Annotated in this window: 11 protein-coding genes; 4 read left to right on the forward strand and 7 right to left on the reverse strand. The window is 40.4% G+C overall.

The genetic code is table 11. The features are described 5' to 3' along the window. Positions 1-237 precede the first annotated feature (237 nt). Positions 238-948 carry a GntR family transcriptional regulator gene (locus ACM2FC_RS11875; RefSeq protein WP_498481129.1) on the reverse strand — a complete coding sequence of 237 codons (711 nt, stop codon included), beginning with the start codon at positions 946-948 and terminating at the stop codon, positions 238-240. A gap of 123 nt (positions 949-1071) precedes the next feature. On the opposite strand from ACM2FC_RS11875, the gene ACM2FC_RS11880 reads away from it, so the two are divergent. Continuing rightward, positions 1072-2409 carry a family 4 glycosyl hydrolase gene (locus ACM2FC_RS11880; protein ID WP_498481130.1) on the forward strand — a complete coding sequence of 446 codons (1338 nt, stop codon included), beginning with the start codon at positions 1072-1074 and terminating at the stop codon, positions 2407-2409. 371 nt (positions 2410-2780) lie between these two features. Here ACM2FC_RS11880 and ACM2FC_RS11885 read toward each other — a convergent pair whose 3' ends face one another. After that, entirely contained in the window at positions 2781-3845 is a 1065-nt protein-coding gene (locus ACM2FC_RS11885) for a hypothetical protein (RefSeq protein WP_498481131.1), read from the reverse strand. 299 nt (positions 3846-4144) lie between these two features. Then, positions 4145-4552 (reverse strand): VOC family protein, encoded by a 408-nt coding sequence (locus ACM2FC_RS11890; protein ID WP_498481132.1) that lies wholly within the window; start codon positions 4550-4552, stop codon positions 4145-4147. A gap of 286 nt (positions 4553-4838) precedes the next feature. Between ACM2FC_RS11890 and ACM2FC_RS11895 the strand changes: the two genes are divergently transcribed. Then, positions 4839-5231, forward strand: a complete 393-nt coding sequence (locus tag ACM2FC_RS11895) for a hypothetical protein (RefSeq protein WP_498481133.1) — start codon at positions 4839-4841, stop codon at positions 5229-5231. Between the two features lie 111 nt (positions 5232-5342). Here ACM2FC_RS11895 and melB read toward each other — a convergent pair whose 3' ends face one another. Together melB and ACM2FC_RS11905 are read right to left on the reverse strand one after the other, a co-directional pair. Continuing rightward, positions 5343-6716, reverse strand: a complete 1374-nt coding sequence (melB, locus tag ACM2FC_RS11900) for a melibiose:sodium transporter MelB (RefSeq protein WP_498481134.1) — start codon at positions 6714-6716, stop codon at positions 5343-5345. 306 nt (positions 6717-7022) lie between these two features. Continuing rightward, complete coding sequence (locus ACM2FC_RS11905; protein ID WP_498481135.1) at positions 7023-9137, reverse strand: alpha-galactosidase; 2115 nt, start codon at positions 9135-9137, stop codon at positions 7023-7025. A gap of 281 nt (positions 9138-9418) precedes the next feature. Between ACM2FC_RS11905 and ACM2FC_RS11910 the strand changes: the two genes are divergently transcribed. Beyond that, the gene (locus tag ACM2FC_RS11910; RefSeq protein ID WP_498481136.1) at positions 9419-12511 is read left to right on the forward strand and encodes a beta-galactosidase; all 3093 of its coding nucleotides are present in this window, start codon (positions 9419-9421) and stop codon (positions 12509-12511) included. A 108-nt stretch (positions 12512-12619) separates the two neighbouring features. Next, positions 12620-13633 carry a substrate-binding domain-containing protein gene (locus ACM2FC_RS11915; RefSeq protein WP_498481137.1) on the forward strand — a complete coding sequence of 338 codons (1014 nt, stop codon included), beginning with the start codon at positions 12620-12622 and terminating at the stop codon, positions 13631-13633. 23 nt (positions 13634-13656) lie between these two features. On the opposite strand, the gene ACM2FC_RS11920 is transcribed toward ACM2FC_RS11915, so the two are convergent. Both ACM2FC_RS11920 and ACM2FC_RS11925 read right to left on the reverse strand, forming a co-directional pair. Further along, positions 13657-14424 carry a thioredoxin domain-containing protein gene (locus ACM2FC_RS11920; RefSeq protein WP_498481138.1) on the reverse strand — a complete coding sequence of 256 codons (768 nt, stop codon included), beginning with the start codon at positions 14422-14424 and terminating at the stop codon, positions 13657-13659. 556 nt (positions 14425-14980) lie between these two features. Beyond that, on the reverse strand, positions 14981-16249 hold the full coding sequence (locus tag ACM2FC_RS11925; protein WP_498481139.1) for an MFS transporter: 1269 nt from the start codon (positions 16247-16249) through the stop codon (positions 14981-14983). Positions 16250-16539 lie beyond the last annotated feature (290 nt).

Raw genomic sequence — 16539 nt, forward strand, 5'->3', positions numbered from 1 at the left:
TCCGACACTCATTGCTGCGGCAGCATCTTTGTGTTTGTAACCGTGAATAATGACTCGCTCTGCACATTCACGTTTAAATTCTGCGGTTAATATTTTCTTTGGTATCTTTTGACCTTGTGAGTTCGTCTAATTTTATCCCCCTATCAAAATTTCCATTTAAATCATATATTTATACCACGCTTGATAATGGCTCGTTGCACAGAGAACTAGTTAGTAAACCAATTCCTATCGTTAAGGTTAATTTGGACGCTTAGCGATGAATTCGAAACTGTATTGATTGAGCTTGAAGTAGTTAACGCTATACTCGAAAACCTTTCCATCATCAAACTCACCCACAGAGATCACTTTCAATAGCGGGGAATCGTCTTTCACTCCTAGCAGCTTGTTTACTTTTTTATCTGCAACTTCAGGCACTACTGTTTGTTTGCTTTGCGCAATTTTCATACCTTTGGCTTCAATGTATTGATACTTTGAGCCTCGCATGGCATCTACAGTTAAGTCAGAAAACAACGATAAAGGTAGATATGTTCGCTCTAGCATCTCAGGTTCACCATCAATCAATCTTAATCGTTCAATATGGAAAACCTTATCATGTTCATCAATCTCTAAATTTGATGCAACCAAAGCATCTGGCTCCAACACCTCAAAAGTAATAACTTCTGTTGTTGGCTCTTTGCCCTGAGCTTTCACTTCTGTATAAAAGCCGTTGAGGTAAAAGGCATCATGAACTGTGGATTTGTGTTTTTTAACGAAAGTTCCGCGACCTTTTACTCGATAAAGTAAATCTTGCTCAACTAATAACGTCAGTGCTTTTCTCACTGTCATGCGACTAACGCCGTACGTTTCAAGCAACGATTTTTCAGGCGGTAGCATGTCACCTTCTTGATAAGTTCCTGTTTTAATTTTATTTACTAGGTCATCAACAATTTTTAAATATACTGGTTTCATGGTATTTCAAGATTAGTACGTATACACGAAGTATACATTAGTTACCTTTTTTTGTTGATGTATACAATTTGTATAGTTATACTGTGTACATATAGTATACATTCAAACAAGAAAGGTTCCAAAATGAAACGACTAAACCTAACCATTATCGGCGGTGGCTCTACTTACACATTAGGTATGATGATGAGCTTGATTGCAGAAAAAGAGAATCTACCGCTTAAAACCGTCCGCTTTTACGACATTGATGGCGAGCGCCAAAAGCTCAATGCAGAAGCAACGAAGATCCTATTTAAAGAAAAATACCCCGAAGTTGAAGAATTTGTATACACCACTAACCGAGAAGAAGCCTTTAAAGATACAGACGTCTTTTTCATCCAAATTCGTACTGGTGGCCTTGCAATGCGTGAACGTGATGAGCAAATCTCCTTATCTCATGGCTGTGTAGGTCAGGAAACTTGTGGCGCTGGAGGGATGGCCTATGGCCTTCGTTCTATTGGCGATATGATTGACTTGATCAAAGATATTCGTAAGCTCAGCCCTGAAGCTTGGGTACTTAACTATACAAACCCAGCCGCCATCGTTGCAGAGGCACTAAACCGCGTTTACCCAGATGACAAAAAGATTCTCAACATCTGTGATATGCCATGTGTGATAATGGAAAGTTACGCAAAAATGCTGGGATGTGAGCTTTGGGACTTAGTGCCAGAGTACTACGGCCTGAATCATTACGGTTGGTTTACCAAAGTTCGTAACCGTCAAGGTGAAGATCTTACCCAAAAGATCAAAGACATTATCTTAGAGAAAGGGCTTGAAGCAAGCGCGGTTGATATCGCTCATGACCAATCTTGGCAAGCAACATTCAATAATATGAAGATGATGCTATCTGATAATCCGGAGTACCTACCAAGCACTTACCTACAGTACTACCTATATCCTGAAAAGATGGTAGAGAAAGAAGACATTAACAATACCCGCGCTCGTCAAGTCATTAACGGCCGAGAAAAAAATGTTTTTGCAATGTGCCATCGCATCATCAAAAGCAACACTACCGAGCATGAAAACATGCATGCAGATGTTCATGGTATTTATATGGTTCGTGTGGCAGCATCAGTGCTATTTAATAAAGGTGAGAAATACCTTGTTATTGTTCCTAACAAGGGCATTATCAGCAATATGCAAGACGATGCTATGGTTGAAGTCCCAGCAGCATTACTGAATCATGGAGTAGAACCGCACTCCATTGGTGCAATCCCGACTTTCCAGAAAGCAATGATTGAAACTCAACTCGGCTTTGAAAAGCTAGTGGTTGATGCGTGGTTTACTGGTTCTAGACAGAAGCTTATCAATGCTCTTACACTTAACCGTACAGTTATAAATCTCCCAACGGCTAAGAAACTCGTTGATGATATCTTGGCTGAAAACAAAACCTACCTTCCTCAATTTTTTAAACAAGTAGCTTAACCAAGCATCTAATGACAAAGTCCCTCTTTAGGGGCTTTGTCAAGGTTCATTTTATTCGCACATGCTTTTATCAAAAGCTAGCTTGAAATAGCTCTAAATTTAAAACCATTAAGCCTTGCGCAATACGGGCGATTCTCAGTCTCAAAAATGTAATCCATCTTCAGGTTACCTCCGGTATAGATAATTGACATTAGCTACTTGCCAACTAGCTTTTGCACTAACTCACTACGGGGCACAACCAATTTAGCCCCTTAATTAAAATCTCATCTCATTCCAACCTTGAACATAAGCGCGTTGCTCCTATACGCAGTGAAACGGCTCAACTTTTGCCAGCCGAGCCGTTTCTATAGTTAAAGGTGCATCAATGGAAACTAATTAGATTCCGACTGAGAAATAAAAGATAACCCTGTTGCGTACTTGTCCATGTCATCTGTTGGAAGCTTTTGCAGTTTGGCCATTGATGATGAATAAAGTAGGCTAGTAGGCTCTAAGCAGTGAGTTTTATAGTCTGGGTTAATAATGTCTTGAGCATTAAGAGCCCAGTCTGTAAAGCCATATTTTTGGCTGTCGATTTCACCAACTTTGTAGTAGCACAACCATAGAATTTGAGAAGTGGCCCAATAGTTAGGATCTCGTCCACATCCTCTGTCATACTTGTCTTGGTTGAGGCGGTACTCTTCACCATTTTGTATTGGCCAATAATTTATCAGAGTTTGCTTTAAACTATGAACTGAGTCTGCATTAATGATTTTATATGCTGTCGATAACATACCTGTCCTATCGCACCCTGATTGGCAATGAATATAGAAAACGTATGGAATATTATGGGACTTAGCTAACATCGTATGTAAAAGTTTCGCTCGAGTGTCCAGTACGTCATAGCTAAATGTGCTACTGAATTTACCTTGAGCAAACCAAGGAGTATTTTCGATATTTATCGTTTTAGTTATATTTTTGTATATCTTATCTCCATTCGGTTTTGTGCCGATTGGAATACGAATACTACCTGTAACAGACAATGGTGGCACATAAGACCCGAGGATTGGCCAAGATATAAATTGCCCTTGCTGAGGGTTGTTGACCAAGTACTGAACCTCGGCCATATTTTTTGCGGCATCGCTAGGGTTTAAGGCAGGATCAAGTAAACTAATATCAACTAGATAATAATACTTAGGTAGAGCTGGAGTGCCATGAGGCAGCTTTGCATTTGCTAGTGTAGACTTGAGGATTGCCATATCAAAAGTATAAGTATATGTCTTTTCACCTGAATTCTTCTGTTCTGAGTTTTTGTAGTCGGGTAAATTGCCTCTAAAGATATAGTTTCCTGAACTGCTGGAGTAATCTAAGAATTGAACACTGCCAAGAGACGCATGGTCGTCAGCAAGTGAAGCGCTACTCCAAAGTAGAGCTACAAATATAAAAAGTAATTTGCGCATATTTTTGAGCCTTGGATTATGAAAATACGGCCTAACTATATGAACATTTAAGGAATAAAATACAGTAAAAACACATAAATTCGTTGCTTTTTTGCTCAATATTAAATTATTGATTTAATTTAAATATTCACCAAATAAATAACCTAGCCTTTCTACAACATTCAGTTAATAAGCCTTTGATGGCAACCAACGCTCAAATTAACCAACTTTCATCTTTTTACACATGTCAATGTAACAGTAGGAAACGCTTGTTCGAGGATCATCGGTGTAAAAGCTCTATATCTTCTTCAAATATGAAGTCATGGGTTGCTCTTTTGCAGTAAGTCCCATTTGTTACCGTATAGATCTTCGAACACAACCACAGTGCCGTACTCTTCTACTCGAGGCTCTTCATTGAATACCACGCCATTGGCTTTCATCAACTCGTAGTCTCGCCAGAAATCATTAGTTTGTAGAAATAAGAACACTCGACCACCGGACTGATTTCCCACCACTTGGGCTTCCTCTTCAGTGCTCGCTTGAGCTAAAAGAAGGTTGGTGCCATTAGAATTTGGCGGCGCTATTTGCACCCACCGCTTGCCTTCACCTAGTTCTGCATCTTCTACCAATTTAAATTGAAGCTTTTGAGTATAGAACTCAATGGCATCATCGTAATTTTCAACAACGAGCGCGATATTTCCAATTTGTTGTTGTACAAGGTTAGACATAATAATTTCCATCAGTTAAAAAGGTTGATTCTACGTTAATTCAGATAACTCGTAATATCTTCAGTTTATTTTTAAGCCTTTAAAGCGCCTGCCCTTATATCCGTCTTACACCAGATTACACTTTAGATTCACGACCAATCGTTAAATTCTAAATTATGACAAAGCTAAATTGGGAGAATTGTTGCAAAAATGCGCCGCTAATTCTCATTGAAGCTTTATATGCGTCATATACTAACTAGAGAAGTAGGGTTTATTGCATATTTTAATGATTACACTAGGGAAAAAGATGAGAACTCTTTTGCTAATAGCAACACTTATTCTAGCGGGCTGCTCCACAATGTTTAACAGTGGCAGCCAAACGATACTTGCAAAAGCGTCAAATGGAGAAAATCCGAAAGTTGATATAACAACTCCAAGTGGTACGTATCAAGCAAATTTACCTGCGACGATAGTTGCAGTACCTTCAACGAATCAAAATGTATCAATCACGGTCGTTGATCCTTGCTATGATAAAGCGACCGTAGTGGTGAGCAAATCAGTTACACCCTCATATTGGGCCAACATATTCAATGGATGGGGTTTTCTTATCGATATTGCGACAGGAGATATGTGGAAATATGATCATAACGTCATGGTTCCACTAAAGAAAAGTGATGAAACGACAAAGGCTTGTAGCTGAAGTAACTGCTCATAAAAGGACAGGTTTCGATTCCCTGTCCATTGAGCACTAGTTTACCGGTATTCGTTTTACAGCCATCTTCATTTCTTATGTAATAAAGACAAACTTGTGCTAAGAACAAGCTACTTTTTCTGTTACTTCTACAGTGCTTTCCTGCTTCGGCTGCTTGAAACCTTCATGAAGGCGATAAAAACGCTTATATATAAAACCACTGACTAGCATTAGAATGGCAGGTAACCCAATCATCATAAACTCGATCCCAGTAATCGTGTGCGCGGATTGTTCTACATTTGGTACATAGCCAACAACAGAAAGCCCGATACCCACAATAAAACCTCCCATTGCCCCGGCAAATTTCACCAGCATGGTTTGCACAGAGAAAATGACACTCTCGCTACGACGGCCTGTTTTGTATTCTCCATAATCGACAACGTCGGCTAGCATTACGGTTTGCAATGCATTGGTAATTCCCACGCCAAACTTAATGAGTGCACCAGCTAACCCAATGAGAATGGTATTTCCGGGTAGAGCAACACCCATAACCAGTAGTACAGCGCAAGAAACGATTGGAAATGCACACGCAATCAACCACAAATTTTTACGTGGTAACAGGTTAGCAATTTTAGGAAAGGTAAATACACCCAAAACCTCAGCGGCACCAGCAACCATCATGTAAACAGGGAAAAGTTCAGGATTGCCCAACGCGTATGAGAAGTAATAAATCGCAAAACCGCCGACCAACATATTGGCCACTTGGAACGACAATACTGTCCCGATCAAAGCTTTAAGTTGGTCATTTTTTCCAATAATGGCTAGCACATCTTTGAAATTAAATTTTTCAGTCGATATACCTGTTGCAGCCACAGTTGTTTCTTTAACATTTCTTGCGATGAGAAGCGCACTTAGACAAAATATAACCGCAATGATCAGTGCGACATCAAAGAAACCGTCCCCTTGATTGCCACCACCAAGCACACCAACAATATGTAAGCCATAAGTGCCCGTGATAAACCAAGCTAAGCTGGCAAATAACCTCGGCCAAACGACCAACTTTTCTCTTTCTCGGCGAGAGCGTGAAAGAGCAGGAATCATCGACCAGTAAGGGATATCCATAATGGTATAAGTGAGTCCCCATAGAATATACACGGCCGCTGCATACACATATAACATTGTGCCTTCAAACATATGAGTACTAAAAAGGGCAATAAGAACCAGAGCATTTAGAAATGTGCCAATAACTATCCAAGGGCGAAATTTGCCAAACCGTGAGCGAGTGTTATCAACGATCACTCCCATCATTGGATCGGTCACAGCATCAATGATTCGTGCGGCAAGAAATATGGTTCCGACATAGGCGGCAGAGATCCCCGCCACATCTGTAAAATAGAACATTAGGAATATATAAATAGGCGCGCAGGCGAAGTCTTTTCCTAAAGCGCCTACTCCATAAGATGCTTTCGTCCTTAACGTTATGGTGTCAGACATAGTTATTATCCTTTAAGTTTCACGGTTATTTTATCGCCAAGTGCTAGAAGCTGTTTATCTTTCTCGGCTTATTTTTATGCTTGTCACTATCGGCGTGAAAGTATGCTAACTAGACGGCAATTTTCATTCTGTGATCATCTGCAATTATGTGGAAACGTTTTCACATTTAGATAGAAAATGAGACTTTGGTAAACAATTTGTAATATATGAACCAGCTGAGCGTAGGCTCAATCTGCATTAATTAAAATATAAATCGCCAGTAATCAATGAATTACTGGCTGGTTTGACATCAAAATGTGTGGAATATTAAACAATAGAGAGCTTTAGAAGAAGTGCTGATTCGGGGTCTAAAATAGGCATAGATAAGCCGATATGCTTGAGCCATTCGCCTGAGCATACGACTTCAGAATTAACCCACTCTGGCTGAACATTCACGATCTCATTGATATTGATTGGTTTATCTAGAACTTCAACTCGATACTTTCTATCTGCTTGCACACAAGGTAAGCGTAGGTAGCCACTTAAAGCATAGGTAGGCATTTGTGTTTGGCTAATCAATACAAGCATTACCGATAAATCAGAAGATACAACCGCTTGTAATGCATGCGCAACGTCATCTGTTGGCAAGCGATAATACTGACCGGAATGGAAGATTTGCCGATATTGTTTATGCAGATCAATGTATTTTTTGTAGTGCTGCTTTTCAGCGCCATCGCTTGTAAGCGGATCTAATTCAACCCCCATATGACCAAAAAGAGCCGTCAAGCCTCTGAATTCGATACTATGCCGTCGCCTTGTCGTGTGGCAGTGTTTAGCGCCGATATGACAGCCGACGAGCTCAGGTGGGAAAAAATAACTCATTCCGGTTTGAATAGACTGCCTTTCAAGCGCATCGCAGTTATCCGACACCCAGAATCGGTGAGTACGTTTAAGAATTTCGTAATCGATCCGGCCTCCTCCGGCTGCACAAGATTCAATTTCAACGCTCGGATGACACTCTCGTATCCTATCTATGAGCTGATAATACTTTTCGACCTGCTTATATCCCGATGCCCGGCCTTCATGGGCTGGCTGAACAATTTCTCTGTTCATGTCCCACTTAATGTAAGCGATATTATAACGGGTTAAAAAATCATTCAGTCGTTCAAACAGGTATTCGAAAGCCTGTTCATTTTGTAAATTGAGTACATGCTGATTTCGGCCAGTTGGCGGCGAGTACCCTTCTAGCTCTATCAACCAATCTGGATGATGATCATAGAGCTCCGATAGCTTACTAATCATCTCTGGCTCAAACCAAAGTCCAAATTCCATCCCTAGGTTATTCACATGGCGAATTAAAGGCTCTAAGCCTTCTGGGTATTTATCCTCATCAACAAACCAATCTCCCAGCGCTGTTTTGTCATCTAACCGGCCTTTAAACCAGCCGTCATCAACGATGAATCGCTCCACTCCCATCTTTGCCGCTTCACTTGCCATTTGCATGATGTAGCTAGGTTCATGGTCAAAATAAATCCCTTCCCAAGTATTTAGGTGAACAGGTCGTGGCTTGTTGGTAAAACTGTCGGGTAATATTTGTTCACGTACATGCGAATAAAACTGCTGGCTCATTTGATTTAAGCCGTTGTCACTGTAGGTTGCATAAAGCCAAGGAGTCGTTATTGATTCCCCTTTATCAAGAGAAATTTCACCTGGAAAATACAATACTTCCGATTGCAAATATCGACGTCCATCAGCCTTCACATCAACACGCATTCGATGATTGCCGCTCCAAGCAAAATGGAATCCCCACACTTCCCCTAAACTCTCACCAAAGTTTTTTGTGCCCGCAACTAAAGCTGGGTAATGCTCATGAGAGGTTCTTCCTCTCCGGTTTTCCTGTTGGTACCCACCATGGGTTAAGCCTACTCTTGATGTTTGAAACTCCTTAACCCAGCGACCATGAAAAGCCATCAACTCATTGACCCTCTGAGGAAGAGGTAGTGTGAGGGCTAAACGGTTGAGCTGATAAGGTTCATGTGAAAGGTTGGTTAAACTATGACGCACTTTTAATACGTCAGAAGAGTCTAAGGATATGTCTATTGTTAGTTGCAAAGCCGACTTTTCATCAACACTGCAAATTTCAAGGCCATCACTTTTTCTACTTATGGAGATCACTTCCATCACAGGCGACCAATCTAAACCGCTACGGTGGCCTTCGATTGTCGGGCTACTGAATACCCCTCTTCCCAACTCTGGCGCTAATGTTAATGGCACATCTACATCTAGTCGACCATAGGGTACTGGCCGCCGACAAGCTTTCATCGCTTCTAAGTTTGGCTCATTAACCTCTCTTCCCCAATGAACCACTTCGACACCGTTGGTAACATTGAAAACGAGTTGTGTTTTATTGCCTTTAATGTCAATGAGTTGGGAGCTTTCCATATTTCGATCCTTGATATCGTATTTCGCTAGAATGTTAAATGATTCTTAGCAAGGAAAACCGTGATCAGAGCCTAGATAAGATAACGTTTCCATAAAATAATGTTTTACTAAAGATAAAGGAGAGAAGATACGTGTCAAAGATCACAATTATGCTTCATTAAGCATTTATTATCGCAAAAACAAATAGCAGAACACAGAAAACGTTTCCATAGATTAATACTCTGTCGATATTCAGGCATATCACCTAAACGTATTCTTCATTAGTAACGGATTTTCAGTTTATGACCTCATTAAGAGACATTATTCAAAGGCGCGATTGGGAAAACCCTCAAGCGGTCAATATCAACACGTTAAAAGCACACAGCCCACTTTTTAGCTTTGTAAATGAACAAGCAGCTTTGGAAAAAGTGGTGACACAACGCCAGCTACTGAATGGACAGTGGCAGTTCAAGCTGTTAAACGCCCCAGAAGAGATGCAGGAACAATATTTTGCTCCCGACTATGACGACTCAAACTGGGGCTCAATCACTGTTCCTTCAAATTGGCAACTCCAAGGATATGACAACCCTATTTACACCAACGTCAAATATCCGTTTGATGTCAATCCTCCTTACGTACCAAGGGATAACCCAACCGGAGTGTATAGAACTTCGTTCCAAATGACTGACGAGCAGCAGCTACAAACTCAGCGCATTATTTTCGACGGAGTCAATTCTGCTTTTCACCTATGGTGTAACGGGAATTGGGTTGGATATAGCCAAGATAGTCGCTTGCCAGCAGAATTCGATCTGTCTGAGTTTTTAATTTCTGGCGAGAATACTATTGCCGTTATGGTGATGCGTTGGAGTGACGGCAGCTACTTAGAAGACCAAGATATGTGGTGGCTAAGTGGTATCTTCCGAGATGTCACACTGCTGTCTAAACCCAAATATTGTATTGAAGATGTGCATATCACTCCCGATCTCGATGCCATTTATCGTGATGGTACTTTAAGCATCCGCACTCAAATATCCGCACCTAAAGGCTATCAGGTAAAGGTACAACTTTTCGATGCACTCACCCCAATCACCAATGCGAAAATCGATGCCGCTAACAACCGTATCATTGACGAGCGCGGAAGCTATGATGATGCGGTTTATCAGACGTTACATGTCGATAATCCGAACAAGTGGAGCGCAGAGCAACCTAACCTGTATCGACTTCTTGTTTCACTCATTGATGAGCAAGGCCAACATATTGACTCCGAAGCCTACCAAGTTGGCTTTCGTAAAATCGAATTTTTACACGATCGACTTTGCCTTAATGGACAGCCGTTACTCATTCGAGGCGTCAACCGACATGAGCATCACCCTGAACTCGGCCATGTGATGACCGAAGAAGACATGATTCGTGATATCTGTTTGATGAAGCAAAATAATTTCAATGCAGTTAGAACCGCTCACTACCCAAACCATCCTCGTTGGTACGAGCTCTGTGACGAGTATGGGTTGTACGTATGTAATGAGGCCAATATTGAGACCCATGGCATGGTTCCAATGAACCGCCTTACTAACGATCCTATCTGGTCTCATGCCTTGCTTAGCCGCTATACACAAATGGTACTGCGAGACAAGAATCATCCTTCAATTATCCTTTGGTCACTTGGTAACGAGTCTGGTCATGGCAGCACACATGACGCCATGTATGCTTGGTCTAAAGACTTCGACCCATCACGACCGGTACAATATGAAGGCGGTGGCGCAGATACCAAAGCGACAGATATTATCTGTCCTATGTACGCACGAGTAGATGAATCAAAAACAGAAGAAGCCGATCCTAAATGGGCGCTAAAAGAGTGGATCTCATTTGCTAACGAACGCCGTCCGCTGATTCTCTGTGAGTACTCACATGCAATGGGCAATAGCTTGGGCAGCTTTGATAAATACTGGCAAGCCTTTCGCGACTTTCCTCGCTTGCAGGGCGGCTTTATTTGGGATTGGGTTGATCAAGGGCTAAGTAAACATGATAGTAAAGGCCAGCATTATTGGGCTTATGGCGGTGACTTTGGTGATACGATTAACGATAGGCAGTTCTGCATCAACGGACTAATGTTTCCTGACAGGACACCGCATCCAGCTCTTGAAGAAGCGAAACATTGTCAGCGTTTTTATACTACTTCAATAGCGCGAATTGATGAGCAAAATGTCAGACTAAACATTCAAAGTGAGCATCTGTTTGCCCATAGTGACAATGAAAAACTAACTTGGCGTTTGCTTGAAGACGGCTTGCCAATTTTATCGGGCGAGTGCGAGCTAAGTATTGCTCCTCAATCAGAACAAATCATAGAAATTCATTTAGACTATCAACCTAAAACTGGCGCTCGGTACCACTTAAATACCGACGTCGAACTGATAGATAGTGTTACGTGGGCAGCAGCAGGTCATGTTATTGCATCCGAACAATTTGAAATCTCCAACCCAAACGGCCTATCAAAACCCGAAACTCACTCTGCTCATTCTCTTGAACTAGAGATCAACAAAGAGTCATTAACGATAACAAGTGAGAAAAGCGCTTTTCAGTTGCAGTGGTGCAAACATACCGGAGTGCTATCGAATTGGTTCGTTAACGGTAAAGAGCAGATACTTGAAGGACCAAAAGATAATTTCTATCGAGCCCCGCTAGACAATGATATTGGTATCAGCCAAGTAGATTGTATCGATCCAAATGCTTGGGCATGTCGATGGGAATTAGCAGGGTTAAATCAGTGGGAAAAAGAGTGCGTAAGTTGCACAGGAATGCTCGTCGAAAATGAAGTACGTATTGTTTCCCAGTTTGCCTACCACTACCAAGGTAAAATCCAAGCAACGACGGAGTGGACATACTTAGTCGATGGCGAAGGAAAAATTCGAACCGATATTGCGGTAACGCTGGCTGAACACCTTCCTCCATTACCTAGAGTCGGTATCGAATTGCTGCTTCCTCTGCACAATGAAAACACCCACATAGAGTGGCTAGGTTTAGGGCCATTTGAAAATTACCCAGATCGCTTGTCCGCTGCACGCTTTGGCCGCTATGAAAAGCCATTATTAGAAATGACAACACCCTATATTTTCCCAACGGATAGCGGGTTAAGATGCAATACTCGGGAAGTGTTTATCAATAACATTCAAGTCGTTGGTGATTTTCAATTTGCTGTCAGTCCATTTAGCCAAGTAGAGGTTGCACAGGCCAAACACACCCATGACCTCAACTCACAAGGTAAAGTCCATCTATATATCGATCATAAACATATGGGCGTTGGTGGTGATGACTCTTGGAGCCCTAGCGCACACAAAGAATTCTTGTTGACTCAGAAACAATACCGCTACCAGCTTAAATTTGCAGCGGTTAACTAACTAGATCATGCCCCAAAGCGCGGTTTTGGGGCCTATTTATATACAAACAGCTAGGAATCTAATTTAATCCTTTGTTACATTACTAGAGCATTCTCACAAGGGATTTTTATGGCAACCATCAAAGATGTGGCGAAAGAAGCAGGTGTTTCTGTCGCAACGACCTCTCGCGTAATTAACAAAACGTCTTATGCCAGTGAATCTGCCACAAAAGCCGTCGAGCACGCGATGAAGAAGTTAGGTTATCGACCAAATGCCAATGCAAGAGCCCTTGTGAGCAAATCATCCAATGCGATTGGAGTCATTGTTGGTGACGTGTCTGCACCATTTTTTGGTTCAATGGTGAAAGCGATAGACTCCATTGCTAGCCAAAAAGAGCAGCAACTACTCATCGGCAGCGGTTATCACGACGCAAAAAAAGAGCGCAACGCTATCAACCTCCTCATAAATAGCCGGTGCGAATCCTTAGTTGTTCATAGTAAAGGGATGAGCGATGCTGAACTGACAGCCCTTGCCGACGAAGTACCAGGAATGGTCATTATCAATAGAACGGTTCCTCAGATAGCCAATCGCTGCGTCGCCTTAGATAACTATAAAGGCTCGTTCATCGCCACTGAGCACTTGATTCAAAATGGTCACAAACATATTGGCTATATCTGCTCGAATCATGGGATTGAAGATGCCGAAGATAGAAAACAAGGCTATCTCGACGCATTAAAACACTACGGAATCGAGCCTCAAGAAGAATATATTGAGTTTGGTGAGCCAAATGAGTCCGGCGGAGAGCTGGCGACAGTTAACTTGCTCGCCAAAAATATACCTATCACAGCAATCGCCACTTACAACGACGATATGGCTGCAGGCTGTTTAGCCTTGCTACAAGAGAACGGTATTAAAATCCCACAAGATATGTCTGTGATTGGTTATGACGATGGCCACATCGCTCGTTTCATCTACCCCAGATTAACAACGATCCGCTACCCCATCCAAGTCATGGCTAATGCCGCCGTAAAGCTGTCTCTTGAACTGGCTAAAAAAACTGCCCAACATCCACCAGAAGACCAAAAGCTATTTATGCCGATCCTAGTTCGCCGAGCCTCTGTAGGTATTGCGCCAACTAGCTAACCACTACTGGCTAGATCAACTCTTTATCCTTTATAAAAATCGATTAACTGCTGTGTAGTCCAGCTACCTTCTAAGCGGCGATTTGATCGTATTTGCAGCAAGGTTGGAGAGTGGGTAACTTTAAGTTTAGTACCCAGCTTGTAAGTTTTGTCTACCTGATGTGATGCTCTATCGAAATAAGGTTCAATATCAGCCTTCACGACACCTATACTATTCAAGACAGAATCCACATAGTTACGGGTTGGCAAGTCTTCAGATAACAAAGCCGTGAGATAGAAGTTATACAATTCAGGCTTGAAATAGAATAGTGCTGAACCAACAACTGATGCGTAAGTAGAGTCAGATGAGCTTTCAATGATTGGGTATTCTTTGATAATAATTTTTGCCTCTGGGTACTCTAGCAAAAATGCCTCTAAGCTATTTGCTACCTCTCTACTTCCTCTGTAAGAAAAATCCATAAATAACACCAGTGAATGCTCTCCGTCTGGATTCCCAATAATTGGATCGCCTGAATCATAATACAATTTGTAGGATAATATTTGTTCTAATTTGTGCAGTTCTTCACTTGTTTCACTATCTTGATATATACCAAACTTCCTCAGTAGATCTCCTTTATGTAAAATAAAAAACTTATCTACATCTTGAGTGTACTTAACTGACTCTTGTATTTTATTTATACTCTCGTCTAGAGTAGTTAACTTATTCAATACAATAGAGCCTAATGTAACAGACCCAAAGAACATTAGCGTAAAAAGCAAAACAAACAATGATTTAAAAACAAAACCACTCATTCAACCTCCACATAAACAGTTAAGAAGAAAAGAGTATTAAGTCTTATTTTACTCTTATTATTAAACATTCAGGACAATAAAAGAAAATCACCAATAATAACTTTGTATTATTTTAAGCCAAAATCAAGCGAATAACCACGCTATTTTAAGAGTTATTTTTCTAGTAATTACTCTATAATTATAAAATAGAGTAATAGCTAGTAAACATAGATAAAGTTTAATTAGAATTACTCTAAAGACGTTTAATATTGTAAGCTCATATTATTTATCCCATAAAGTGTAGTGTGCACTTCCCCTATCGGTTCCCAACTATTTCCTAGGAAAAAGTAGCTATTAACCAAGACAAACGCTCACACTTAAAGCAAACAGAATCAATAACCTAAAAGTTGTGTTCAATGCTGTAGTAAAACAGTCAACAAATCATGATAATAACTGGTCCAGCAGCACCAGAGGAGCCAAAATTATTTATACACACCTTATACGATATGCGTGTGTAGGTATCTCCTTTATGCGCTAAAATAATAAAGAAATCGGAAATTAATTATATTACGCTTAATCATATTGACGTGGCTTCATTGTTCAATGGCTCATACTTAATAAAAGACAAAGCAAAAAAGCTTACTATACCTAATACAATTAAGTAATATGCTGGACCAATATTTGAGCCTGAGATTTTAATAGTAGCAAAACCAATCAAAGGGGCTAATCCACCAAATATAGACTGACCAATATTGTATGAAATAGCGATACCACTGAATCTAATGTGGGTATGAAAAGACTGTGTTAATAGATTTGGAATTACTCCCCAAGACAACCCACTTAAAATAGCACTCATGAACAATGCTAAGATATAGTAATTATGATAGTGGGAGTAAATCAAAAATATAAAAAATGGAAATATTACACTTAGGGAAGACAGCATGAGAAGCATAGACTTAACTGAAAACTTATCCGATAAGTATCCAAATAGAATGCAGCCAAAGCCAGAGAGCGTCAATCCAGCCGTTTTATACCAAATAAAATTCTTTGGATGAACATGTAACACTTGAGTTAGCATAGAAGGAGCGAATATCCAAAGTAAGTAGAAATTAGAAGCACCTAGTGCAACGATACATACTGTTGCAGCTATCGTCATTGGTGATTTTAATAGTGCCGCAATACCAGGGTATTTATTTGGGTTATTCTTCTCCATAGAAAAACAGGGTGATTCAATCAGTTTTTTTCTTCTATAAAATACATGTAAACCAAACAACCCACCGATCATAAATGGAACTCTCCACCCCCAAGTCATCATATCTAAGTGAGGAATAACCTCCATTAATATTGCTTGAAGAAGCGCGGCTATTACACCTCCAATAGCTAAAGCTCCATATACGATACCGCAGGCGAGTCCCGGCTTTTTAGAAAGATGCTCACTTACATAGGTAATAGCGCCTGGTACCTCGCCCCCTAAAGAACAACCTTGTAAGATCCGAGCCACGATTAGCAAGAATGTTGACCAAGCACCAATAGACGCATAGTTTGGTATCAGTCCTATCCCAAAGGTTGCTACTGCCATAATAAATGTAGAGGCAACAAATGGTTTTTTTCGGCCATATAGATCACCATAATGGCCTAATATAAAGCCAGATAAAGGTCGAATTAAATACCCTATTGCAAAAACAATATATGTACCTATTAAAGCAAAGAGTTGACTTGAGTCGGGGAAGAAGTTTTTTGAAATATAATGAGACATGAATGCATAAATAACAAAATCATAAAATTCTAATATTCCACCAATACTAGAAACATATAGTATTTCTCTTTGACTTTTTCCTTGATTCATATTTATTCTCTATAGTTATTATATTTAATGTAATTGCTTAAATAATTAAGGATAAAGAATAATTTCATTTAATAAAGTACGCTTCATTACCCATAAATTTAACTTAATCGCTGCAACCTATAGAGTGCTAAAATTGCACATTTGAAGTTTCACCCTACCTTCTAGTTAATCAAATATTCTATAACGATAAATCTAAGCAATGTGAAGTTCACAGCAAACAGAGTCACTTATTTTTGAATCATCAAATATATAATGTATTCCAATAGACTATTGTTATACCCATATGTGAA

The sequence above is a fragment of the Vibrio sp. A37 genome (genome assembly GCF_059777565.1).

Excerpts from the sequence above, each read along its gene's own strand:
- ACM2FC_RS11880 (WP_498481130.1), top strand. The coding sequence starts at position 1,072 with ATGAAACGACTAAACCTAACCATTATCGGCGGTGGCTCTACTTACACA.
- ACM2FC_RS11915 (WP_498481137.1), top strand. The coding sequence starts at position 12,620 with ATGGCAACCATCAAAGATGTGGCGAAAGAAGCAGGTGTTTCTGTCGCA.
- ACM2FC_RS11905 (WP_498481135.1), bottom strand. The coding sequence starts at position 9,137 with ATGGAAAGCTCCCAACTCATTGACATTAAAGGCAATAAAACACAACTC.
- ACM2FC_RS11925 (WP_498481139.1), bottom strand. The coding sequence starts at position 16,249 with ATGAATCAAGGAAAAAGTCAAAGAGAAATACTATATGTTTCTAGTATT.
- melB (WP_498481134.1), bottom strand. The coding sequence starts at position 6,716 with ATGTCTGACACCATAACGTTAAGGACGAAAGCATCTTATGGAGTAGGC.
- ACM2FC_RS11920 (WP_498481138.1), bottom strand. The coding sequence starts at position 14,424 with ATGAGTGGTTTTGTTTTTAAATCATTGTTTGTTTTGCTTTTTACGCTA.
- ACM2FC_RS11895 (WP_498481133.1), top strand. The coding sequence starts at position 4,839 with ATGAGAACTCTTTTGCTAATAGCAACACTTATTCTAGCGGGCTGCTCC.
- ACM2FC_RS11910 (WP_498481136.1), top strand. The coding sequence starts at position 9,419 with ATGACCTCATTAAGAGACATTATTCAAAGGCGCGATTGGGAAAACCCT.
- ACM2FC_RS11875 (WP_498481129.1), bottom strand. The coding sequence starts at position 948 with ATGAAACCAGTATATTTAAAAATTGTTGATGACCTAGTAAATAAAATT.
- ACM2FC_RS11890 (WP_498481132.1), bottom strand. The coding sequence starts at position 4,552 with ATGTCTAACCTTGTACAACAACAAATTGGAAATATCGCGCTCGTTGTT.
- ACM2FC_RS11885 (WP_498481131.1), bottom strand. The coding sequence starts at position 3,845 with ATGCGCAAATTACTTTTTATATTTGTAGCTCTACTTTGGAGTAGCGCT.